This window comes from Pseudomonas fluorescens, from assembly GCF_040448305.1.
Classification (GTDB): domain Bacteria; phylum Pseudomonadota; class Gammaproteobacteria; order Pseudomonadales; family Pseudomonadaceae; genus Aquipseudomonas; species Aquipseudomonas fluorescens_BH.
This window is the reverse complement of the sequence record NZ_CP148752.1, coordinates 1,040,350-1,064,134: the sequence shown is the minus strand read 5'-3', so window position 1 is coordinate 1,064,134 and position 23,785 is coordinate 1,040,350. Positions and strand designations below refer to the sequence as shown.

Annotated in this window: 15 protein-coding genes and 1 rRNA gene; 7 read left to right on the top strand and 9 right to left on the bottom strand. The window is 60.0% G+C overall.

Features of this window, described 5'->3' with window-relative positions; translation table 11 throughout:
* Window positions 1–76 precede the first annotated feature (76 nt).
* Window positions 77–1,613, bottom strand: a 16S ribosomal RNA gene (locus WHX55_RS04755).
* An 890-nt stretch (window positions 1,614–2,503) separates the two neighbouring features.
* Between WHX55_RS04755 and WHX55_RS04750 the strand changes: the two genes are divergently transcribed.
* From WHX55_RS04750 to WHX55_RS04720, 7 genes are all read left to right on the top strand, one after another.
* Window positions 2,504–3,352, top strand: coding sequence for an OST-HTH/LOTUS domain-containing protein (locus tag WHX55_RS04750; RefSeq protein WP_353742145.1), 849 nt, complete (start codon window positions 2,504–2,506; stop codon window positions 3,350–3,352).
* Window positions 3,353–4,449: 1,097 nt separating this feature from the next.
* Window positions 4,450–4,761, top strand: coding sequence for a DUF3077 domain-containing protein (locus tag WHX55_RS04745; RefSeq protein WP_353742144.1), 312 nt, complete (start codon window positions 4,450–4,452; stop codon window positions 4,759–4,761).
* Between the two features lie 315 nt (window positions 4,762–5,076).
* On the top strand, window positions 5,077–5,517 hold the full coding sequence (locus WHX55_RS04740) for a hypothetical protein (protein WP_353742143.1): 441 nt from the start codon (window positions 5,077–5,079) through the stop codon (window positions 5,515–5,517).
* 676 nt (window positions 5,518–6,193) lie between these two features.
* A complete protein-coding gene (locus tag WHX55_RS04735; RefSeq protein ID WP_353742142.1) occupies window positions 6,194–6,670 on the top strand; it encodes a formate dehydrogenase subunit gamma in 477 nt (158 codons plus the stop codon).
* Window positions 6,670–8,229: an NADH-ubiquinone oxidoreductase-F iron-sulfur binding region domain-containing protein gene (locus WHX55_RS04730; protein WP_353742141.1), complete on the top strand. Its 1,560-nt coding sequence runs from the start codon at window positions 6,670–6,672 to the stop codon at window positions 8,227–8,229. Before WHX55_RS04735 ends, WHX55_RS04730 begins: the two co-directional genes overlap by 1 nt.
* The gene (gene fdhF / locus WHX55_RS04725; RefSeq protein WP_150759702.1) at window positions 8,226–11,102 is read left to right on the top strand and encodes a formate dehydrogenase subunit alpha; all 2,877 of its coding nucleotides are present in this window, start codon (window positions 8,226–8,228) and stop codon (window positions 11,100–11,102) included. The genes WHX55_RS04730 and fdhF overlap by 4 nt, the downstream gene beginning before the upstream one ends.
* On the top strand, window positions 11,099–11,320 hold the full coding sequence (locus WHX55_RS04720) for a formate dehydrogenase subunit delta (protein WP_046040259.1): 222 nt from the start codon (window positions 11,099–11,101) through the stop codon (window positions 11,318–11,320). Before fdhF ends, WHX55_RS04720 begins: the two co-directional genes overlap by 4 nt.
* A gap of 135 nt (window positions 11,321–11,455) precedes the next feature.
* On the opposite strand, the gene WHX55_RS04715 is transcribed toward WHX55_RS04720, so the two are convergent.
* The 8 genes from WHX55_RS04715 to WHX55_RS04680 form a co-directional block, all read right to left on the bottom strand.
* Window positions 11,456–11,800 carry a potassium channel family protein gene (locus WHX55_RS04715; RefSeq protein WP_353742140.1) on the bottom strand — a complete coding sequence of 115 codons (345 nt, stop codon included), beginning with the start codon at window positions 11,798–11,800 and terminating at the stop codon, window positions 11,456–11,458.
* 301 nt (window positions 11,801–12,101) lie between these two features.
* Window positions 12,102–13,745: a fatty acid--CoA ligase gene (locus tag WHX55_RS04710; protein WP_353742139.1), complete on the bottom strand. Its 1,644-nt coding sequence runs from the start codon at window positions 13,743–13,745 to the stop codon at window positions 12,102–12,104.
* 24 nt (window positions 13,746–13,769) lie between these two features.
* A complete protein-coding gene (locus WHX55_RS04705; RefSeq protein WP_353742138.1) occupies window positions 13,770–15,548 on the bottom strand; it encodes an acyl-CoA dehydrogenase C-terminal domain-containing protein in 1,779 nt (592 codons plus the stop codon).
* A 6-nt stretch (window positions 15,549–15,554) separates the two neighbouring features.
* A complete protein-coding gene (locus WHX55_RS04700; RefSeq protein ID WP_353742137.1) occupies window positions 15,555–18,074 on the bottom strand; it encodes an MMPL family transporter in 2,520 nt (839 codons plus the stop codon).
* 16 nt (window positions 18,075–18,090) lie between these two features.
* Window positions 18,091–19,182: a YCF48-related protein gene (locus tag WHX55_RS04695; RefSeq protein WP_353742136.1), complete on the bottom strand. Its 1,092-nt coding sequence runs from the start codon at window positions 19,180–19,182 to the stop codon at window positions 18,091–18,093.
* A gap of 173 nt (window positions 19,183–19,355) precedes the next feature.
* Window positions 19,356–20,714, bottom strand: coding sequence for a DUF1329 domain-containing protein (locus WHX55_RS04690; protein WP_150754897.1), 1,359 nt, complete (start codon window positions 20,712–20,714; stop codon window positions 19,356–19,358).
* Between the two features lie 41 nt (window positions 20,715–20,755).
* Window positions 20,756–22,759 (bottom strand): DUF1302 domain-containing protein, encoded by a 2,004-nt coding sequence (locus tag WHX55_RS04685; RefSeq protein WP_353742135.1) that lies wholly within the window; start codon window positions 22,757–22,759, stop codon window positions 20,756–20,758.
* Window positions 22,760–22,883: 124 nt separating this feature from the next.
* Window positions 22,884–23,450, bottom strand: coding sequence for an alpha/beta hydrolase (locus WHX55_RS04680; protein WP_150757966.1), 567 nt, complete (start codon window positions 23,448–23,450; stop codon window positions 22,884–22,886).
* Window positions 23,451–23,785 lie beyond the last annotated feature (335 nt).

Sequence of the window (23,785 nt, the reverse complement as noted above, 5' to 3'; positions counted from 1 at the left end):
TAAAGCTGCTTCTATCGTCTTCTTCAATGAATCAAGCAATTCGTGTGGGAACTTATGGAGCAGCTGAGTCGTCGATTAAGGAGGTGATCCAGCCGCAGGTTCCCCTACGGCTACCTTGTTACGACTTCACCCCAGTCATGAATCACACCGTGGTAACCGTCCTCCCGAAGGTTAGACTAGCTACTTCTGGTGCAACCCACTCCCATGGTGTGACGGGCGGTGTGTACAAGGCCCGGGAACGTATTCACCGCGACATTCTGATTCGCGATTACTAGCGATTCCGACTTCACGCAGTCGAGTTGCAGACTGCGATCCGGACTACGATCGGTTTTGTGGGATTAGCTCCACCTCGCGGCTTGGCAACCCTCTGTACCGACCATTGTAGCACGTGTGTAGCCCAGGCCGTAAGGGCCATGATGACTTGACGTCATCCCCACCTTCCTCCGGTTTGTCACCGGCAGTCTCCTTAGAGTGCCCACCATGACGTGCTGGTAACTAAGGACAAGGGTTGCGCTCGTTACGGGACTTAACCCAACATCTCACGACACGAGCTGACGACAGCCATGCAGCACCTGTCTCAATGTTCCCGAAGGCACCAATCCATCTCTGGAAAGTTCATTGGATGTCAAGGCCTGGTAAGGTTCTTCGCGTTGCTTCGAATTAAACCACATGCTCCACCGCTTGTGCGGGCCCCCGTCAATTCATTTGAGTTTTAACCTTGCGGCCGTACTCCCCAGGCGGTCAACTTAATGCGTTAGCTGCGCCACTAAGAGCTCAAGGCTCCCAACGGCTAGTTGACATCGTTTACGGCGTGGACTACCAGGGTATCTAATCCTGTTTGCTCCCCACGCTTTCGCACCTCAGTGTCAGTATCAGTCCAGGTGGTCGCCTTCGCCACTGGTGTTCCTTCCTATATCTACGCATTTCACCGCTACACAGGAAATTCCACCACCCTCTACCATACTCTAGCTTGTCAGTTTTGAATGCAGTTCCCAGGTTGAGCCCGGGGCTTTCACATCCAACTTAACAAACCACCTACGCGCGCTTTACGCCCAGTAATTCCGATTAACGCTTGCACCCTCTGTATTACCGCGGCTGCTGGCACAGAGTTAGCCGGTGCTTATTCTGTCGGTAACGTCAAAACACTAACGTATTAGGTTAATGCCCTTCCTCCCAACTTAAAGTGCTTTACAATCCGAAGACCTTCTTCACACACGCGGCATGGCTGGATCAGGCTTTCGCCCATTGTCCAATATTCCCCACTGCTGCCTCCCGTAGGAGTCTGGACCGTGTCTCAGTTCCAGTGTGACTGATCATCCTCTCAGACCAGTTACGGATCGTCGCCTTGGTGAGCCATTACCTCACCAACTAGCTAATCCGACCTAGGCTCATCTGATAGCGCAAGGCCCGAAGGTCCCCTGCTTTCTCCCGTAGGACGTATGCGGTATTAGCGTTCCTTTCGAAACGTTGTCCCCCACTACCAGGCAGATTCCTAGGCATTACTCACCCGTCCGCCGCTGAATCCAGGAGCAAGCTCCTGTCATCCGCTCGACTTGCATGTGTTAGGCCTGCCGCCAGCGTTCAATCTGAGCCATGATCAAACTCTTCAGTTCAAACATCTTTGGGTTTTGAGAAAACCCTAAACTTGGCTCAGCAATCGTTGGTTACATCTTTGATTTCTCGCGGAGTAACTTGTGATGCTGATAATCTGTTGACTAGCAGTCTGACTCCACAAGCACCCACACGAATTGCTTGATTCAGTTGTTAAAGAGCGGTTGGTTAAGATCTTTCGTCTCAACCGAGGCGTGCACTCTACAGCAAACCCCTTTAAGCAGCACCCTTAAAAGCTTCTGATTTTAATAATAAAATCAACTACTTAAGCCAAAACCAGCATCAAGCTGCTCGTTAGCGGGAGGCGAATACTACAGCATTAAAATACGTGGTCAACCCCTGTCTAGAAATTCTTTTCCCTTACCAAAGAGCCTAGGTTGCCACTATGAAAACTTCCAAGGTCTGTACAAAACATCAGGGCAGCAGAGTACCCAGACCACGTCGTCACTAAGTCGCCCCTTATTTCGTAGACGCTGACTGACCGCTTTTGGCTGTGGATTGCCGCCTGTCGCGACAGGCTGAAAACGACCCAGGCTGTGTAAAAACGCAGACGCCGTTTTGAAGTCCTCGCTTCTACGTTGAATCTGCAAACGTCCGGTTAGTTAGCAGACCTGGATTTTGCGTAGGTGCGTGCTTTTCGCGCCGATTTTCATTGCCGCGTCTGCCTTAAAATGTTTTTACACAGCCTCGCCCCATAGCTGTCACTCGCCAGCGGCAGCTGTCGACCGATTCTGTTGAAAAAGTCCGAGCGGATTGACTCAACCTACACTGAGTTTGAAAAGCGTCCGATTTACGCGTTGCTCGTGCTCCTAGCAGGGCGAGAGTATTGCAGTGAATCGCTCCAGCCCTACCACTTATGCCTGAGTCGTTAATCATGGAGGACGTCACTACCATGCCCTCGGATGATGTACCTGCTGTTCAACATATAGTGCAGCGCAAACTCGGACGCTGTCTGTTGCGCTTGCAACAATACGAACGGCAGCTGAAAGCCATTGTCGCGCATGGTGAGCTGAGCGGTCCTGCGGATCGGCTGCCTATCATCCGTGAGCAGAAGGTCGCACGTGCCCAGAACAAGACGATGGGCACGTTGATGAGGATGTTGACCGAAAGCTTTCTGTCCCCGCCGCCCCCAAATGAAGAAGAGTCACAGACGGAAGCCGATCTCGGTGACCAGATCTGGCTCAGGTATCGATACCAGTTGGAAATGACAGCCGAGAACTATGAGGCAATGAAGGCCGACCTCAAGGAGCTGGTTGACCTGCGCAATAAAGTGGTTCACCACTTTATTGAGCGTTTCGATCTCTGGTCTGAATCAGGCTGCCAGGCGGCGGTTGGTTTTCTGGAGGAAAGCTACGAAACCATCAATCGGCATTGCCTAAATCTGCAATCCTGGGCCAAACACATGAGTGAGGCACGAGCTAAACTGGCTTCGCTTATGCAGAGCCAGGCATTTGAAGATGCGCTCGTCGACGGTATCAGGGAGGACAGTTCAGTCTTTTGGCCTGGCAATGGGATATGCCGCTGTTTACGTGAAGCAGAAAACAAACTTGCCGAAGATGGCTGGACTCGACTGGAAGCAGCCATCTGCTGGATTGGTGGTACCTATCCAGAGCAGACGCCCAAGCGCTACGGTTGCAAAAGCTGGAGGCATGCCCTGTACGAATCACGGCAGTTCGAAATACGAAAATCCCAAGCTGATAACGAACCTACTGCCGTCTGGTATCGCAGCAAGGTCAGTTGAATGGGAAACTGAATCCTCCCTCCTTTTGTAAGCGCGCTGAGTGACTGCTCCTAGCCGACATCTGCCTGTCACTACCGTCAGCTTTGGGTCCAGGCTGTGTAAAAACGCAGACACTGTCTTGAAGTCTGTGTCGCTACGTAAAATCTGCCAATGATTGGTGTATCAGCGGGGACCTGAAATTTGTGTAGGAACGCGATTTTCGTTCTGGTTCTGACTGTCAAACCTGCTCTAAACCGTTTTTACACAGCCTCGGTCGTTTTCTGCCTGTCATGACAGACATGTTTGGGTCGACAGTTGCCTATAGCGGCAGGCCAGACTCCACCGAACCCGATTGCTTTGTTGACAGCAATGACTCACACAACATGCATCTCGTCGGAAATCAGAAAGGCGAAATCTGGAATCTTCCATCCACCAAGTTCCATTGATATAAATCACTCAAATTTACACTTTTCCGTATATTAAAAAGTGTACATGTGCTTTTATAGATATTAATCAAATGCTTAACCTATTCTTCGAGTCCCCCTCGGGCTACTTGAAAAAGAGTCCTGCTTAGCAGGACCTTTTTTGTGCCTGCAAGAAGGTTGGCTACTCACTTTGCCCCCGATTAAGCCGACACAACAAGACCTCCTTCCACGAAACCGCTGCAGGAGTGCCAAGCGACTCAGAAATTTCAGCCAGGAGGTTTTCTCTGCCAATTAGGCCAAGCTGGCATTGGACTCTGTAGAAGGTTGCAGCATGGCAGTCCGCACGATACCCTCCCACCGTCGCTGCAAATTCAGCGACCGGGCTTGGTAACCCGAGGTAAATCACTGCGCAACAGTGCCATGCGTTCGCAGGCGCTTTTTTTTCGCCTGCGATCTGCGTTATGGCGGCTGTGCGTGGGACGTCTTCGGACGTGCCGGTTTCCTTGATTTCCCGGTTTACCAACCTGCGCACAGCTGCCACCCATTCGCTTGGTAACGAATGCGGCTGCTCTTCAAATTAAGGAGCTTCACAATGCGCAGTATCAATCCGTTTGAAATTTGGCTTTCCCCTCTACGCAATTCCCAATCGCGTAACACCCTCCCCCATTGCCTCTCCATCCTCGGAGGTGGCCAATGACCGAACAACCTGAACTCAAAACCATCGGCCTGACACCTGCGATCTACTGTGCGGATCAAGCGCTGTTTCATGTCACTCGCGGCGTTCCTCTTGGCGATGCGTTGTCCATGGCCTCCGATTTTCTGTTCCTGGCCAAGACACTCACTGAAGATGCTGCTTATGCCAGAGATACTGATCGTCACGCCTGGGCTGCGCATTATTTGACTTCGATGAGCAAGGCATTGGTGGATGATGCGGTGAAGGTGCTGATGCGGGATCGGGCTTGTGCGCCGGCATCTGCGCAGGCGACGTCGAGGTCTGCGGGATAGTGGTCGGGACTGTCGTGTAGCTGCTGTCATGGACGTCAGGCATGACGCGTTGGAAGGCGGGTTTGGTTGGGGGGAGCGAGGGTATTCAGCGGGAATGTGGATGCCTTGCGTTTTTCGCGAGCAAGCTCGCTCCTACAGGGTGGGTGGTCTCACGGAAGTGGGGTGTTGGCCGGAGTTTTGAACAGCGCCGGTTTACGCAACTACAACCCAATGGCTATTGGACCGACCATCCGAATAACCTCAGGATTTGTACAGCTGACTAAAATTCAGTGGGGGATCTTTTCAACGAGCCCTTACAAGGCGGGAGGTTTTACGATGAAAGTCGTAACTTCGCTGGCGTTGATGGTAGCGGCAGGTTGGATCTCCGTGGTTGGTGCAGCTCCGAAGCAAATCGTTGCCGTTCCCTTGAACGCAACTACTTACAATGCCGGGCATATCGCTCAGGCCACTCTGACCCCCTTGAGCAGCAGTGAGACGGCGCTCTCGTTGTTTGTCGGTGGTGTACCCAATGGCACTGCAATTCCGGCGCACTTGTATACCTATATCTACTCGGGAAGCTGCGCCAGGCACGAGCCCAAGCCGGCCTATTCACTCAATCGCATCGTGGCCGACAACTTCAACGAGCAGGCGGGCATCCAACTCTGGAAGAGCGTGCCTCTGGCTTATGACTCGCTGCGGTCCGGCGGATACGCGCTGGTGATGCGGACAAGCCCGGCCGATGGGAATCCCAATATTTTCTGTGGTGAGCTTGGTTAAGGGTTTTCCCCGCTTCCATGCATAGCGTGGGAGCGGGGGAATATCCCTCTCAGGTTGTTTGCAGTATGACGGTGGTCATTCAACAGCAGATGTTGGTTGCCTTGCGTTTTTCGCGAGCAGGCTCGCTCCTACAGTAGGGGGTTGGGTTTCCGTTCTGGGTTTTGTGGTGGCTGGGCTGGCGCTTTCGCGGGCAAGCCCGCTCCTACAGGGATTGGGGTTGTCTTGTGGGTATTGTTGGCCACGGAGTTCGGGGCTTTTGATTGCTTGGGTGCGACGTAAATGCTGGGGATTCGGTTTTGGATTTCCGGCCTCCGGGTGCTTCCGGTGGGCTTGATCGTCACCTTTTCCACAGGCAATCCGCTGTGCATAACTCCAGCAACCTCCCCTCTGGCACGGCGCCTCCCCCCTCATTCTTCTAGACTCAATACAAGGTCGTAGACAGAACCAAACACGTCGCTCTGGTGCGGCCGAATCAAGGGCCGCGTGGCAATCTGGCTTTTATGCCCCTATTGAGGCGCGGCGAAGACCGTGCCGGGCACAACAAGATGCCCGCTCAGGGTGCCCTGGCCGACGGTCTGTAGATGCCACGATACCGTGACGTGGTGTGAATGCCGCAGCCGACACTTTCGGACAACCGACGACCGCCTGGTTTGTCCGTGACCGTGAGGATTGCTGAATGCCTGATGAGATGTTGCACCTGCCTGTGGTCAACAGTCTGCTGGAGCGCCATAAGGGCACCCCGGGTGCGCTGTTGCCCATTCTTCATGATATTCAGGAGCGCATCGGTTACGTCCCCGATGTCGCCGTCCCCGAGATTGCCCATGCCCTCAACCTGAGCCAGGCCGAGGTTCGCGGGGTGATCAGTTTTTACCATGACTTCCGTACCACGCCGCCCGCACGGCATATCCTGCGTCTGTGCCGGGCCGAGTCGTGCCAGAGCCGTGGCGCCGAGCAGCTTGCCGCGCAGTTGCGCGAGCGTCTGCAACTGGACGATCACGGCAGTAGCGCCGATGGCAGCATCAGTTTGCGGCCGGTGTATTGCCTTGGTGCGTGTGCCTGTTCGCCCGCGCTGGAGCTGGATGGCCGGGTGCATGCGCGGCTCAGTGCCGAGCGGCTGGATGCATTGCTCGATGCTTGCCGGGAGGATGCGTGATGCCGACTTTCTATCTGCCCGGTGATTCGGTGGCCCGTGCCGTGGGTGCCGAAGAGGTTGTGGTAGCCCTTATCACCCACGCCCGGGGACGCGTTGCGCCCCTGGAGATACAACGCACCAGTTCGCGTGGCCTGTACTGGCTGGAGCCGCTGCTGGAAGTGGACAGCCCGCAGGGCCGTCTCGGCTTCGGCCCGATGACCGCGGACGATGTGCCATCTGTGCTCGAAGCGCTCAAAGGCGAGCCGTCTTCTCATCCATTGGCCTTGGGCCTGGTGGAAGAGTTGCCTTATCTGAAGACTCAACAACGACTGCTGTTCGCCCGCGCCGGCATCACTCGTCCGCTGTACCTCGATGATTACCTGGATCATGGCGGTTTCGAGGGTTTGAAAAGAGCCATCGCCATTGGTGGCGAACAGACCGCAACTGAGGTGTTCGATTCGGGCCTGCGTGGCCGTGGCGGTGCGGCCTTCCCTGCCGGGATCAAATGGCGCACGGTGCGCGCGACCGAAGCTGCGCAAAAGTACATTGTGTGCAACGCCGACGAGGGCGACTCCGGCACTTTCGCCGACCGCATGTTGATGGAAGGCGACCCCTTCCTGCTGATCGAAGGCATGGCCATTGCCGGCCTGTGCGTCGGCGCCACCTACGGCTACATCTACGTGCGCTCGGAATATCCGGATGCCGTGATCATCCTGCGCAACGCGATTCAGATTGCCCGGTCGAACGGTTACCTGGGCGCCGATGTCGGCGGCAGTGGCCAGGCCTTCGATATGGAAGTACGCGTCGGTGCCGGTGCTTACATCTGCGGTGAAGAAACAGCGCTATTGGACTCCCTCGAAGGCAAGCGCGGGATCGTTCGCGCCAAGCCGCCGATTCCGGCGTTGCAGGGGTTGTTCGGCTTGCCGACGCTGGTGCACAACGTGCTGACTTTGGCCTCGGTGCCGCTGATTCTGGCCAAGGGCGCGCAGTTTTATCGCGATTACGGCATGGGCCGTTCCCTCGGCACGATGCCCTTCCAACTGGCGGGCAATGTGCGTCGTGGCGGTCTAGTGGAACGGGCCTTTGGCCTGACCCTGCGGGAGCTGGTGGAAGACTACGGTGGCGGTACCGCCAGCGGCCGGCCGCTGAAGGCTGCGCAGGTCGGTGGCCCGCTCGGTGCCTGGGTTCCGCCTTCGCAATTCGACACGCCGCTGGATTACGAAGCCTTTATGGCCATCGGCGCGATGCTCGGTCACGGGGGTGTGGTGGTGGCTGACGACACCTTGGACATGGCCCGCATGGCGCGCTTCGCCATGCAGTTCTGCGCCGAGGAATCCTGCGGCAAATGCACCCCGTGCCGCATCGGTTCGACCCGTGGCGTCGAGGTGATCGACCGTCTGCTGGCGGCACCCGACCAGAACAGTCGCGACGCGCAGGTGATCATCCTCAAGGACCTGTGCGACACCCTGCAATACGGTTCGCTGTGCGCGTTGGGCGGCATGACGTCTTATCCCGTGGCCAGCGCCCTCAAGCACTTCCCCGCTGACTTCGGTCTGCAAGCCTCGGAGGCCGAACAATGATCACTCTCTTCGACCCGAAAACCGATATCGATCTGGGCACGCCGGCCCGCGACAGCCAGGTGCAAGTCACCCTGAACATCGACGGCCGCAGCATCAGCGTGCCCGAAGGCACCTCGGTGATGCGCGCCGCCGCGCTGCTGGGCACCACCATCCCCAAACTCTGTGCCACCGACAGCCTGGAAGCCTTCGGCTCCTGCCGCATGTGCCTGGTGGAGATCGACGGCATGCGCGGTTATCCGGCGTCCTGCACCACGCCGGTCAGCGAAGGCATGAGTGTGCACACCCAGACGCCCAAGCTCGCTACCCTGCGGCGCAATGTCATGGAGCTGTACATTTCCGATCACCCGCTGGACTGCCTGACCTGCTCGGCCAACGGCAACTGCGAGCTGCAAACCGTGGCCGGCCAGGTTGGCCTGCGGGAAGTGCGCTACGGCTATGAAGGTGACAACCATCTGGCCGACGTGAAGGACACTTCCAACCCCTACTTCGACTACGACCCGAGCAAGTGCATCGTCTGCAACCGCTGCGTGCGCGCCTGCGAAGAAACCCAGGGCACCTTTGCCCTGACCATTACCGGGCGCGGTTTCGAGTCCAGGGTGGCCGCTGCCGGTGGCGAGAATTTCCTCGACTCCGAATGCGTGTCCTGCGGCGCCTGTGTGCAGGCCTGCCCCACCGCGACCCTTATGGAAAAAAGCGTGGTCGAACTGGGCCAGCCCGAGCGCAGCGTGATCACCACTTGCGCCTATTGTGGCGTGGGCTGTTCGTTCCGTGCCGAGATGAAAGGCGACCAACTGGTGCGCATGGTTCCGGACAAGAACGGCCAGGCCAACCACGGCCACTCCTGCGTCAAGGGGCGCTTCGCCTGGGGCTACGCCACCCACCCGGACCGCATCACCAAACCGATGATCCGCAAAAACATCAGCGACCCTTGGCAGGAAGTCAGCTGGGATGAAGCGGTGACTTACGCCGCCAGCGAATTCCGTCGGCTGCAGCAAAAATATGGCCGAGATTCCATCGGTGGCATCACCTCCAGCCGCTGCACCAACGAAGAAACCTATCTGGTGCAAAAACTGGTGCGCGCCGCCTTCGGCAACAACAACGTCGACACCTGTGCGCGGGTCTGCCACTCGCCGACCGGCTATGGCTTGAAGCAAACGCTTGGCGAGTCCGCCGGCACCCAGAGTTTCGACTCGGTGATGCAGGCCGACGTGATCCTGGTGATGGGCGCCAACCCCAGCGACGCCCACCCGGTGTTCGCCTCCCAGCTCAAACGCCGTCTGCGTGAAGGCGCGCGGCTGATCGTCATCGACCCACGACGCATTGATCTGGTGGATACGGTGCATGCCCGCGCCGAGTATCACCTGGCCCTGCGCCCCGGTACCAACGTCGCCATGCTCAACGCCTTGGCTCATGTGATTGTCACTGAAGGACTGCTCAACCAGGCCTTTATCGACGCCCGTTGCGAGGGTAGCGATTTCGCGATCTGGAGTGAGTTCGTCAGCCGTGCGGAAAACTCGCCGGAAGCCCTTGGCCCTGTCTGCGGCGTACCCGCTGCCGACATCCGTGCCGCTGCGCGCCTGTATGCCACCGGTGGCAATGCGGCGATCTACTACGGCTTGGGCGTCACCGAGCACAGCCAGGGTAGCACCTCGGTGATGGGCATTGCCAACCTGGCCATGGCCACCGGCAACATCGGCCGCGAAGGCGTGGGTGTGAACCCGCTGCGGGGGCAGAACAACGTTCAGGGCTCCTGTGACATGGGCTCTTTCCCCCACGAGTTACCCGGTTACCGGCACATCTCCAACGAGGTGGTACGGGCGCAGTTCGAACAGGCGTGGAACGTCACCCTGCAACCTGATCCTGGCCTACGCATCCCCAACATGTTCGAGTCGGCCCTGGCCGGCAGCTTCAAGGGCCTGTATTGCCAGGGCGAAGACATCGCCCAGAGCGATCCGAATACCCAGCACGTCACCGCGGCCCTGTCGGCCATGGAGTGCGTGGTGGTGCAGGATATTTTCCTCAACGAAACCGCCAAGTTCGCCCATGTGTTCCTGCCGGGCAGTTCGTTCCTGGAAAAGGACGGCACCTTCACCAACGCCGAGCGACGCATCTCCCGGGTACGCAAGGTCATGGACCCACTGGGTGGCAAGGCCGATTGGGAAGGCACCGTGGCCCTGGCCAATGCCCTCGGTTACCCGATGAATTACCAACATCCATCGCAAATCATGGATGAAATCGCCAGCCTGACGCCGACCTTCACCAACGTCAGCTACGCCGAACTGGACCGCCACGGCAGCCTGCAATGGCCGTGCAACGCCGAGGCACCGGACGGCACGCCGACCATGCACATCGAAGAGTTTGTGCGCGGCAAGGGGCGCTTCATGCTCACCGGCTACGTGCCCACCGAGGAGAAGGTCAACGCTCGCTATCCGCTGCTGCTGACCACTGGGCGCATCCTCAGCCAGTACAACGTCGGCGCTCAGACCCGGCGTACCGACAACGTTGCCTGGCATGACGAAGATCGCCTGGAAATCCACCCGACCGACGCCGAGAGCCGTGGCATCAACGAGGGTGACTGGGTCGGCATCGGCAGCCGCGCCGGCCAGACCGTGCTGCGTGCGCGGATCACCGAACGGGTCGCACCCGGCGTGGTGTACACCACCTTCCACTTCCCGGAATCGGGGGCCAACGTCATCACCACCGACAACTCCGACTGGGCCACCAACTGTCCGGAGTACAAGGTCACCGCCGTCGAAGTCAGCCGCGTTTATCACCCTTCGGAGTGGCAGAAGCGCTTTCAGGAATTCAGTGATGAACAACATCGCCTGCTGAAAGAACGTCGGCACACCGAGAAAGCCGAGGTGCGTAAATGAGCACGGACAACCTGATCAAGATGGCCAACCAGATCGCCCAGTACTTCGCCAGCCAGCCGGACCAGCAACAGGCGGTGCTCAGCGTGCGCAATCATATGCAGATGTATTGGGCGCCGAGTATGCGCAAGGAGTTGCTGGCCTGGCAGACGGAGCATCAGGGGGCGGACTTGCACCCGCTGGTGCAGGCGGCGGTGACCGGGGCGGGCTGGGAGGCTTAGCCTGCTGGCTGAAAACTGTAGGAGCGAGCCTGCTCGCGATGGCGGCTTAACATTCAGCATTTTTGCTGGCTGAAGTACCGCAATCGCGAGCAGGCTCGCTCCTACAGGGGGTTTGTGTTGTGGTTGGGATTTGCCCTACTCCTCACCCTTCCGCGCCGCCGACACGGTCACTTCAATCGCCCGGACGCTGATCGCCGCGAATGTCGCGGTCATCAGCACGCCGTTGAAACCCAGCAGGATCGCCAGCACTCGCGAGACACCCAGCTTGGGCACTAGTTCTCCGTAGCCGATGGTCAGCCCCGTCACGAAGGCGAAGTAGACACCGTCATCAGGACTCCATCCTTCCAGTTGGGCGATGATGAGGCCAATCGCAACAATCACCAACAGCAGTACCGAGAAGATCGGCCACACCACTTTGAAATAGAACCAGACGGCTTTGTAGAACTCTTTGCGGACGTTTGATGCACGGGCGAGGTTCATGTCGTGGGCTTCCTGGGGTTTGACTGGCCGGCAGTTGGATGCACGGCGGTTCAATACCCCGTTCAGCTTGGCACAAGCGCTGAAAACTGCGACCGACGGGGCGTTATCTCGGTCGAGGACTATGACAAAGATGACGCCCCGCAAACTATCCAGAAACCGCCTGGCACCGGTGATTTTCTGTAGGAGCGAGCCTGCTCGCGAAGGTCGTTAACGATAACGCGTGTGTTCCTGGTTAAACGTAGCGCTCTCCAGTCCATCGCGAGCAGGCTCGCTCCTACAACAACAGTGGCAAATTTACCCCTCAGTTCGCTTCAGTTTCCCGAATCAGCTTCTTGTTGATCTTGCCGACGCTGGTCTTGGGGATTTCGGTCACGAACTTGAACTGCTTGGGGATCGCCCATTTGTTGATGCGCCCGCCGTCGACGAAGGCTTGCAAATGAACCTCCAGAATCTTGCGGTCGAGGTATTGCCCCGGTTCGCAGACGACCATGGCCATCGGGCGTTCACCCCATTGTTCGTCGGCAATGCCCACCACGGCGACGGACATCACGCCCGGGTGTTCGCTGATCAGGCTCTCCAGTTCCAGGGAGCTGATCCACTCGCCGCCGGTCTTGATCACGTCCTTGATGCGGTCCTTGATTTCCACGCCGCCCAATGGGTCGATCGAGGCCATGTCGCCGGTGTGCAGCCAGCCGTTGTGCCACAGCTCCGCGCCTTTGTCCGGGGCTTTCAGATAACCCTGGGTCAGCCACGGCGCGCGCACCACGATCTCGCCCAGGGACTCGCCGTCATGGGCCACATCGTTGCCCTCGGCGTCGATGATCTTCAGGTCGACCAACGGCACCGGCGTGCCGGTCTTGATGCGGATCGGCAGTTGCGCTTCGGCGGACAGCTGCAGGTCTTCATCGCGCAGGTACGTCAGGCACAGCAACGGACAGGTCTCGGACATGCCGTAGCCGGCGTGCACCACCATGCCTTTGGCATTGGCTTCGCTGGCCACGCCCAGGGTCAGCGCGCTGCCGCCCAGGAGCATTTTCCAGCCGTCGAAACGGGTCGCCTTGCCTTCTTCACAGTTGAGGATCATCTGCAAAATGGTCGGCACGCAGTGGGAGAAGGTCACCTTCTCTTCGCGATATAGCTTGACCAGGCTGTTGGGCTCGTAGCGGCCAGGGTAGACCTGCTTGATGCCCATCAGCGTCGCGACGTACGGCACGCCCCAGGCATGCACATGGAACATCGGCGTGATCGGCATGTACACGTCGTCGGAGCGCAACAGTGGCTGGCCCTGATAAACGCCCAGGGTGCCGACGGCATTCAGGGTGTGCAGCACCAACTGGCGGTGGCTGAAGTACACGCCTTTCGGGTCGCCGGTGGTGCCGGTGGTGTAGAACAGCGTGGCGACCGAGTTCTCGTCGAAATCGGGGAAGTCGTACTGGTCCAGGGCCAGGGACAGCAGGTGCTCGTATTCGCCCAGCACTGGCAGCGAGGTCGTGGTCGCCTCGTCGTCGGTGAGCTGCAGGTAGCCTTTTACGGTTTCCAGCCGACCGTGGATCTGCTCGACCAAGGGCAGGAAATCATCATGCACCAGCACCAGGTCATCCTCGGCGTGGTTCATGGTGAACAGTACCTGCTCCGGCGACAGGCGAATGTTCACCGTGTGCAGCACCGCGCCGATCATCGGCACGGCGAAGAAGCATTCCAGGTAGCGGTGGCTGTCCCAATCGAGCAGGGCCACGGTGTCACCGGCCTTGACCCCGGCCACCGTCAGCGCATTGGCCAGGCGGCGAATACGCTTGTTGAGGGTCTCGTAGCTGTAGCGCAGCTTGTCGGCGTAGACGATTTCCCGGCCCGGCTGGTAGCGCACGCCGGACAGCAGCAATTGCTTGATCAGCAAGGGATAGGCATAAGCGCCGTCGGCGGGCGGAATTATTTTTGTCGCCATCATGATTAAGGTTCCTTGTCCTTTCGATCAGAACTGATCGGCTTGCAGCTCGTAGAGGCAGTCGCTGCCGGCCTTGGCCGATGCGCTCAACGAGTGGATACGCGGCAGCAACCGGGCGAAGTAGAAACGCGCGGTGGCCAGTTTGCTGGTGTAGAAAGCGTCCTCGGCATCGCCGCTCATGACGGCCTTGGCCATGCGTGCCCACATGTAGGCGTACGCGGTGTAGCCGAACACGTGCAGGTACTCGACCGAGGCCGCGCCGATTTCGTTCGGGTTGTTTTGGGCCCGGTCGAGCAGCCACGCGGTCAGGTCGTCGAGGGTGTCGACGGCGGCGTTCAACGGTTGGGTGAACTCGCCGAGGTCCGCGCCAGCACTGGCGGTGAAGTTGCGGATTTCCGAAGCGAACAAGCGGTAGAGCGCCCCGCCGCTACCGACGATCTTGCGTCCGGCCAGGTCCAGGGACTGGATGCCGTTGGTGCCTTCGTAGATCTGGGTGATGCGCACATCGCGCACCAGTTGCTCCTGGCCCCACTCACGGATGTAGCCGTGGCCGCCGAAGACCTGCTGGCCGTGGAGGGTGGTTTCCAAGCCCATGTCGGTGAGGAAGGCCTTGGCCACCGGGGTCAGCAGCGATACCAGGTCCTGCGCGCGCTGGCGTGTCGGGGCGTCGTCGCTGTACTTGGCGATGTCCAGTTGCAGGGCCACGTAGCTGGAGAACGCACGGCCGCCTTCGTTCAAGGCTTTCATGGTCAACAGCATGCGGCGCACGTCCGGGTGCACGATGATCGGGTCGGCCGCCTTGTCCTTGTGCTGCGCGCCGGTCGGTGCGCGGCTTTGCAGACGGTCACGGGCGTAGGCGACAGCGTTCTGGTACGAACGCTCGCCCTGCGCCAGGCCCTGGATGCCCACGCCCAGACGCTCGTAGTTCATCATGGTGAACATCGCCGCCAGGCCTTTGTTCGGTGCGTCGACAATCCAGCCGGTGGCGCCGTCGAAGTTCATCACGCAGGTGGCGGAGGCCTTGATGCCCATCTTGTGTTCGATGGAGCCGCAGGACAGCGCGTTGTTTTCACCCAGCGAGCCGTCGGCGTTGACCAGCACTTTCGGCACCAGGAACAGCGAGATGCCTTTCGGTCCGGCCGGTGCATCCGGCAGGCGCGCCAGTACCAGATGGATGATGTTCTCGGTCAGGTCGTGCTCGCCACCGGTGATGAAAATCTTGCTGCCGCTGATGGTGTAACTGCCATCGGCCTGGGGTTCGGCCTTGGTGCGGATCAGACCGAGGTCGGTACCGGAATGGGCTTCGGTCAGGCACATCGAACCGGTCCAGGTGCCGGCGTACATGTTCGGCAAATAGGTGGCTTTCAGTTCTTCGCTGGCGTGGGCCTTGATCGACAGGCAGGCGCCGGCGGTCAGCATCGGGTACAGGCCGAACGACAGGCTGGCCGCGTTGACCATCTCTTCGACCTGCGCCGAAATCGCCTTGGGCATGCCCATGCCGCCGTACTGCGGATCACCGCCGACACCCACCCAACCGCCTTCGGCGAAGGCTTGGTAGGCCTGGGCAAAACCGTCCGGGGCGGTGACCGCGCCGTCATTCCAGGTGCAGCCCTGTTCGTCGCTGGCGCGGTTCAGTGGCGCAATCACTTCGGCGCTGATCTTGCCGGCCTCTTCAAGAATGGCGGCGGCGGTCTCTTCATCGATCACGTCGGCCAGGCCGGGCAATTGTGCCCAGAGCCGGGACACCTGGAAAACCTCGTTGAGGACGAAGCGCATGTCGCGCAGGGGAGCGTTGTAATCAGACATCTTGGCTTACTCGGAAGTGGTCACGGCATGCGGCATGCCGGGACGTTCAGTGGATTCAGTGGTTTCGGTTGCCGCGACAGCACCGGGCTGCGGGGCCCGTTCGCGCAGCAGGAAGTAGGACAGGGCCGGAATCAGGATCAGCGCGCCGAGCATGTTCCACAGGAACATGAAGGTCAGCAGGATGCCCATGTCGGCCTGGAACTTGATCGGCGACCAGACCCAGCACACCACGCCCGCGGCGAGGGTGATGCCCACCAGCCCGACCACGCGGCCGGTGAAGGACACGGCGTTGCGGTAGGCCTCGGACAGCGGCAAGCCCTGGCGCTGGAAGTGCAACTGCACGCTGAGCAGGTACAAGGCGTAGTCCACGCCGATGCCCACGCCGAGGGCGATCACCGGCAGGGTCGCGACTTTCACGCCGATGCCCATGGCCACCATCAAGGCTTCGCAGAGGATCGAGGTCAGCACCAGCGGCAACAGGGCCACCAGCGTGGCGCGCCAGCTGCGGAAGGTGATCAGGCAGAACAGCGTCACCGCCGCATACACGTACAGCAGCATGGTGCGGTTGGCTTCGCGCACCACGATGTTGGTCGCGGCCTCGATCCCGGCGGTGCCGGCGGCGAGCAGGAACTGGCGATCCGCGGTGCTGTTGTCCTTGGCGAACTGCTCGGCAATCGCCACCACCGCGTCCAGGGTTTCGGCCTTGTGATCCTTGAGGAAGGTGATCACCGGCATCAGCGAGCAGTCGGTGTTGAACAGCTCCGGCGAGTTGACCGAGGCTTGCTGGGCGGCGTAGTTGAGCACGTCCTGGTTGCGCTGGATGCTGTTGAGCTTGGGGTTGCCTTCGTAGGTGCCGGCGGTGATCTGGCGTACTGCGTTGACCAAGGACGCGGTCGCCTGCACGCCCGGATACTGTTGCAGTTCCCAGGCCAGGCGGTCGGCGAGGACCAGGGTCTTGTAGTTCAGGCAGCCTTCCGGCGCGGTCTTGATCATCACCGCGAACAGGTCGCTGGACAGCGCGTAATGCTGGGTGATGTAGGCGTTGTCGCGGTTGTAGCGCGAGTCGGCGCGCAGCTCCGGCGCCCCGCTGTCGAGGTCGCCGATCTTCAGGTTCAGGCTGACCATGAAACCGCCGATGCCCATCAACACCGCGACCAGAACGGCGCCGGTGGCCCACTTGGCGGTGGTGAAGCGATCGAGCGCGTCCCACAGTTTGCCGAAGCCTTTGTGCTTCTCGGCGCGGTTGTCGATCTTCAGTGCACGCTCGGCGGCTTTCGCGCCGACACCGACGTAGGACAGCGCCACCGGCATCAGCAGCAACGAGGTGAAGATCAGTACCGCGACACCGATGCTGGCGGTGATCGCCAGGTCCTGGATCACCGGGATGTCGATCAGCATCAGCACGGCAAAGCCCACGGCATCGGCCAGCAACGCGGTGACGCCGGCAATGAACAGACGGCGGAAGGTGTAGCGCGCAGCGATCAGCTTATGGGTGCCACGGGCGATGTCCTGCATGATGCCGTTCATCTTCTGCGCGGCGTGGGACACACCGATGGCGAAGATCAAAAACGGCACCAGCACCGAGTACGGATCGATGGCGTAGCCGAGCCAGGCGACAATGCCCAGTTGCCAGACCACCGCGATCAGCGAGCAGCCGACCACCAGCAGGGTGCTGCGCACGCAACGGGTGTAGGCGTAGATGATGATCAGCGAGGTGACCACGGCCAGGCCGAAGAACATCATCACCTGGATCAGGCCGTCGATCAGGTCGCCCATCAGCTTGGCGAAGCCGATCACCCGGACCTTGTACTGGCCGGTGCCTTCGACCCCGGATTGACGCGCCGCGCTGTCGCCGGCGTATTCGATCTTGTCGCGCAACTGCTCTTCGAGCATCTGCGAGAACGCGTGGTAGTTGATGCGCTGGCCACCGGCGGCGGCTTTGTCCATCAGCGGCACGATCAGCATGGTCGACTTGAAGTCGCTGGCCACCAGGCTGCCCACCAGACCGGCGCGGGAGATGTTCTGGCGCAACTGTTCAATGTCGGAAGGCGAGCCCTGATAACTGTCGGGCATCACCGGGCCACCCTGGAAACCGTCCTCGGTGACTTCGGTCCAGCGCACCGCCGGGCTCCACAGCGACTTCATCCACGCGCGGTCGACGCCTTCGGTGAGGAACAGCTGGTCGTTGACCTGCTTGAGTACGTCGAGGTATTGCGGATCGAAAATATCGCCCTGGGTGTTCTCGACCACCACCCGCACCGAGTTGCCCAGACCGCGCAACGAGTGGCGGTTTTCCAGGAAGTTCTGGATATACGGTTGGCTCTGCGGAATCATTTTTTCGAAGCTGGGGCGCAACTCCAGGCGAGTCACCGCCATGAAGCCCAGCACCACGGTGGCGAGCGCCATCAGCAGCATGAACAGCGGGCGGTAGTTGAATACCAGCTGTTCGAGGAGGTTGCCGGAGCGCTGGTCGAAATCCCGCAGCTCGCGGATCACCGGCATGGCGTCTTGTTTGATATTGCCCATGTCTGGGTTCTCGCTCTTAGGGTTCGAGGGCTGGATCGGCGGACAGCGTCCGGGCGCCACGGCTGCCCGCTACCACCAACGCGCCAGCGGCGGACTCGGTGGCACCGGCGACCGGGGTCGGTGCCGGTTGCCGCACCAGATGCAACTGCGCGCCCGTCCCTTGGCTGACCAGCATCTGCCCGCCCTGGGTGAACAGGCGGTAATTGCCACGGGCATCGATCAGGCCGGCGGTGATGCTGACGTGCAGGCCGCTGTCCAGCGCAGTCCAGCGCTGGCCGCCGTCGGTGCTGCGCAACACGTTGCCGCGCAGACCGTAGATCAGCACTTCGCCAGGCTTGCCGAGCACGCCGAAGAAGCTGCCTTGATAAGGCGTCGGCACGGCAGTGAAGCGTTGGGCGCTGTCGTCCCACTTGAGCAGCAGGCCTTGCTCGCCGGCGATGTACACACTGTCGCCGGTGGAGGCGATGGCGTTGAGGTGGAAACCCTGGGGGTTGTCGGTGCGGTCCTGGAATGGCGTCCAGGTCAGGCCACCGTCGTCGGTGCGCAGGATCAGGTTGAACACGCCGACCACGTAGCCGGTCTTGTCGTTGGCGAACCACACGTCGAGCAGCGGTTTGTCCGCGCCCTGCTCGGCTAGTCGTTGGCCTTCCATAGCCAACTGGGGCCATTGCTCATTGCCCGGTTCGGCGCTGGCCAGCGCCGTGTAATGCTTGACCAGCAAGGCGCCGATCTGACGACCGTCGAGCTGCTTGTGCCAGGTCGCGCCGGCGTCGCTGCTGTGCAGCACTACGCCGTCATTACCCACCGCCCAGCCTTGGGTGGCGGTCGGAAAACTCACCGCCGTGAGGTCGGCACTGGCCGGTACGGCGGCCTGTTGCCAATGCTTGCCCGAATCATCGGAAAACAGAATATGGCCACGCTGGCCGACGGTAATCACCCGCCCACCGGCGCGGGTCATGCCGGACAACGGGCTGCTGATGGCCAAGGCACTAACCCTGGCGGGCAGGTCCAGCACATCGACGTAATCGGCCGCCTGGGTGATGCCCTGCGACAGGCAAAGCACAACGCCAAAGGCCAGCTGCAACATATTATTTTTATACGAACACATACTGCGTCCTCTTCGGAAAACCGCGCCACATCTCGCGCTGTGCAGCTCATGCCGTTGTAGGAGCGAGCCTGCTCGCGATGGTCGTGAACGATTACGCGTGCTGTCTGGATGCCCGCGTCGCCCTCTGGTCCATCGCGAGCAGGCTCGCTCCTACAGTGGATCGTGCGGTTGGCTTAGCGAATACCGGCGCCGGCCAGGGATTCCGAAGACCACTGGGCCTTGGAGAGCGGCTCGATGTACTTGATGCCGCCGTAAGGGCCGACTACACCGTTGATGTTGTACGAACCGCCGACCAGGTCGTAGATCATGAACGGCGTGGAGTCCGGAACCTGCTTGTCGTAGCTCTGGCTCAGGAAGGCGAAGGAACCGCGATAGAGCTGACCACGGGCGTCATATTGATCCGAGGCCAAAGCGGTCCAGCTGTCTTCGTCGAGGTAGAAGCGGCGCTTCTGGTAGATGTGACGGGCACCGGCCTTGAGGTTGCCTTCCACGACCCAGACGCGGTGTTTTTCCCAACGCACGAAGTCCGGTGACAGGTGATTGGCAGTGGTCAGCGACTTCGGATCCTGGACGTAGGTCAGCTTGTAGGTGTTGTAAGGCACGATCATTTCCTGCTTGCCCACCAGCTTCCAGTCGTAGCGATCCAGTGCACCGTTGAACACGAACACGTCATCGTAGGTGCCCGCACCGGCGGTACCCGGGTTAGGCGTGTCGTAGGCCAGGCTCGGCGCCAGCTTGACTCGACGCTGCCCCGGCAAGTACTGCCAGGCGCGACGCGGTTGCTGCAACGGGTTGGCGGCGTCCTTGAGCATGATCGCCTCACCGGCCCGGCGCGCAGGGCCGGTGTACGCCAGCTTCATCTGGTAGTACACGTCGGCGCTGCTGATCGGCTGCGAGAGGTTTTCATAGATCGGGTAGGAGATGTTCGCTTGCCCGGTGGTTGCCAGGCTTGGCACACCGGCGGAGTCAACGTTCCAGGAGTCGTACTTGGAGCTGATGCTGACGCCTTGGTAGCGCAACAGGAAGTTCCACATCGCTTCGTTGCCCGACTGCGGAATCGGGAACGGAATGCCCGGCAGCACGTTGTCGATGGCCAGGCCACCTTCCAGGGACTTGGCGCCGCTGGCGTTCTTCACGCCGTTATCGAGAATCGCTTGAGGCAGCGACACGGTGCGGTGCGTCGGGAACACGTCGACACGGAACGTCGGGAAACGCTTGGCCAGCTCTACCGTGGTCGCCGTGAGCAGGCCCTTGTACTGATCGACGTTCTTGCCGTCGATCACCAGTACCGGCTTTTCACTGGCAAACGGATCCGGGCGCATGCTGTCGCCGGCTTTGAAGCTGGCCGGTGCGGTGGTCAAGCCACCGTTGTAGGCAGGAATGGAACCATCAGCGTTCCCGGCTTTTTCAGCCCCTACCTGAGTCAGGCTGGTGCCGAGCTTGGCAGCTTCCTGAGTTGAAACAGCAGCCTGTGCCTGAGCGGCGAAGACCATGGCCAAGGACGCGGCCAACACGGTTTTTACAAATTTCATCTTGTTATTCTCCTGCTTGCATTGAGCAAATCAGTGGTGAATCAGAATGTAGTTTTCATCGTCAGGTACACGGCGCCACGGTCCTCAGTCGTGGCACCACCGCCGGAGAAGGACGAGTAGCCGCCGGCGTAACAGGCGTAGTTTTCGTTGCCGCTGAAGGCGTTCGGGGTGGAGCCGTCACCGCCGGTCGGGCCGGTACTCACACCGCTGGTGTTGCACTTGTCGGTTTGGCCAAAGGAGTCCACGTACTTCAGGTCGACAAAGTATTTGTTGTACACAACGGCACCGACGCCAACGGCATAGTTACCGGTGTCCTTGGCACCGCCACCGGAGACCGGCGACACACCGTCGAGACCGACGTTGACCGACATCGGCGCGTTGAGGTCGACACCCGGGAATACCTGGTACCAGGTCGGTGTGAAGTTGACTGCCAGACCCCAGTTGTCACGGGTCGGCGCGTCGATGCCGCGATAGCTGCTCTTGCCTTTGTAGAGCGCCTCGTTTTCGCTATCGAGCTTGAGCAGGTTGCTGTAGTACAGCTCGGCCAGCACGGTTGCCTGATCGAACACCGGCGTTTTCGGCAGGGTCATCAGACCGTTGAGCGTCCAGTGCAGGGTGTCACCGGTGGCGCTCATGCTGTCGCCACGGCTTGGGGTGTCATAGACCACACCGGTGGCGTCCGTACGCGCTGGCAGCAGGCCAAGACCTTGACCCAGGCCCAGCGGGCTGCGGGTACTGACGATCGCCGGGATACTGGCCAGCGGCATGTTGTGACGAACGTTCAGGTCCGAACCCACGCTGATTCCACCCACGTCCTTGGACAGGCTCAAGCCAAGGATCTTGATGTTGTCGGCATAGGCCAGTTGATAGGTGGCGGTGTCCAGCGAATTGAGGGTGTTGATTACCGCAGGCACTTGCCCTGCCGGACGGGTGCCGTTCGGGTTCGCCGAGGTAATGCCCCTGGCGTCCAGAAAGGCTTGCGGCAGGATTTCCGAGGTTTCGCGGTAGTAAACGCCGAGGGTGCCATCGAGCCAGGCCGGCGACCATTTGGCCATGACGCCCCAGTCGCCGCTGTCATGCGGGGTCAGGTCCTTGCCACGACGCACATTGGTCAAGGCGTTGCACGGCGCCAGGCCACAACCCAGCGGGCTGCCCGGGACCACGCCGTTGGTGTTGCCCAACAGGAACGATTGCGCGCCGAAGCCGACCAGGTCGGAACCACCGTAGTAGGTGCCCGCTTCCGGCAGACGCGCGGCATCCCAATTGAGGAAATACTGGGCACCCACGGTCAGCTCGGGATTGATGGTGAACGACATCGACAACTGGTTACGCGGAACGAACAGTTCCTTGGCTTCGGTACCCGGCGACGCGGCAAGCTTGGCCAGGTCGAGGCCGGATTGGCCATAGCTCACCGAGTGCACCGGGTTGAGAATGGTCTCGCCCCAGAACACGTTGTGCTGACCGGCCTTGGCGCTGAACATCGACTCCTCGCCCACTTCGGTGCTGTAGAACACGAAGGCATCGAGGATTTCGCCCGAAGGACCGCTGTAGTAGCGCTGGGCATAGTTGCTCAGGTGCGGGCTGCCATTGCCGACGTTGTCACGGGTGACCCCGGCCAGGCGCGGGTCGTTGGCAATCAGGCCCGAACGCGCATCGTTGCCGTTGACGAACGGGTTGGAATTGGAGCCGGTGTTGTCATAGGCCTTGTCGTACCAGCTGGCGGCGCTGACGCGAAAGCCCATGGCGTTCTTGTAGACCACGTCCATTTCGGTCAACAGGTCGATACGGTTGGTGATGTTGGTACCGGCCTTGCGGAAGTTGTAGTCGCCGTCGTTGTTGTTCGGCGTTGCCAACATGCGTTTGTCGGCGCTTTCGGTGCGCACACCGTAGTTGTACTTGATGGTGTTATCCACGCGTACGTTCCAGTCCGGATTCCCCGTCTCGATCTCGGCCGCATGGGCCACCGGTACGGTTGCCGCAAGAATGGCTGAGGCCAGCAAGGTGCAGCGTGGAGCGGTGAAGCCGTGACTCTTATTGTTGTGCATTGCGTTGTCTCCGCCTTTTTGTATTTGTTTTAAGCGCAGCCGCCCTCGCACAAACCTCTTCGGGTTTGCGTTTAAGGAATGAGGGCAAATGCCGGTTGGCGTACTGCCAGTCCAGCTCCTTGTACTAGCGATCCAGCTCCAGGATGAGTGCTTCAGCTTGCTGCCAGTGGCCAAATCCTGCGGCCGGATTGAGATGGCCGACATCGCCCAGATTGAGCAATTCGGCGCCCCAGCCTTCTGCCATGCGGGTGACCGCTGGAAGACTGGCCAAGTGATCGTTGGTGCTGCCGGCCACGATGCTGCGAAATGGGAGCGGGCCTTGTGGCAGAGGATTCCAGCCCTGGTTACGCAGGGTTTCGGAAGATGGATAGTTTGACGGCCAGACCGCATCGAGGTCCGGTGGCGCGGCCAGCAAAGCGCCCTTGATCGGACGGCTGTAGTGCGCCGCCCAGTGCGCGACCATCAGCACGCCAGCGCTGTGGGCCACCAGAATCACGGGGCCGTCGATCTGTTCGAGTTCGTGTTGAATCGCCCGCACACGGGCCATGCAATCGAGCTTGTCGGTCTCCAGCGGCGCAACACTGCGCACGTTGCTCAGCCTGGCGGCAAGCAATGTTTGCCAATGTTCGGCCACGTGCTCGCGCAGACCCGGAACGATCAGAATGGTGGCGGCAGTTTGCAGTTTGTCCACGGTCAGCACCTTCGCTTTCTCGATAACTCGACTGGCTGTTTTCGCCAGAGGCTTTTTGTAGGGTCGACATTAAAGAGCGCCCACCCGAAGCGCTTTACATTGGACGTCAGGCACTTTTCTTTTGATGACAAATTGTAGGACACCAGGACAGCGCGACCGCCGGTCGAAAAATCCCGCAGGTTGGCGCAAGGTCACTGTAATCAACGGATGAGCGCTGATGGCTCCATGCAGCGTAGAGGATCGGTGACCGGACAGCATGAAATCCATCAACGACATGACAACTGTTCAACTGTTGATACGCTGGATATAGTCGCCACGCTCACGCCAACCGCCAT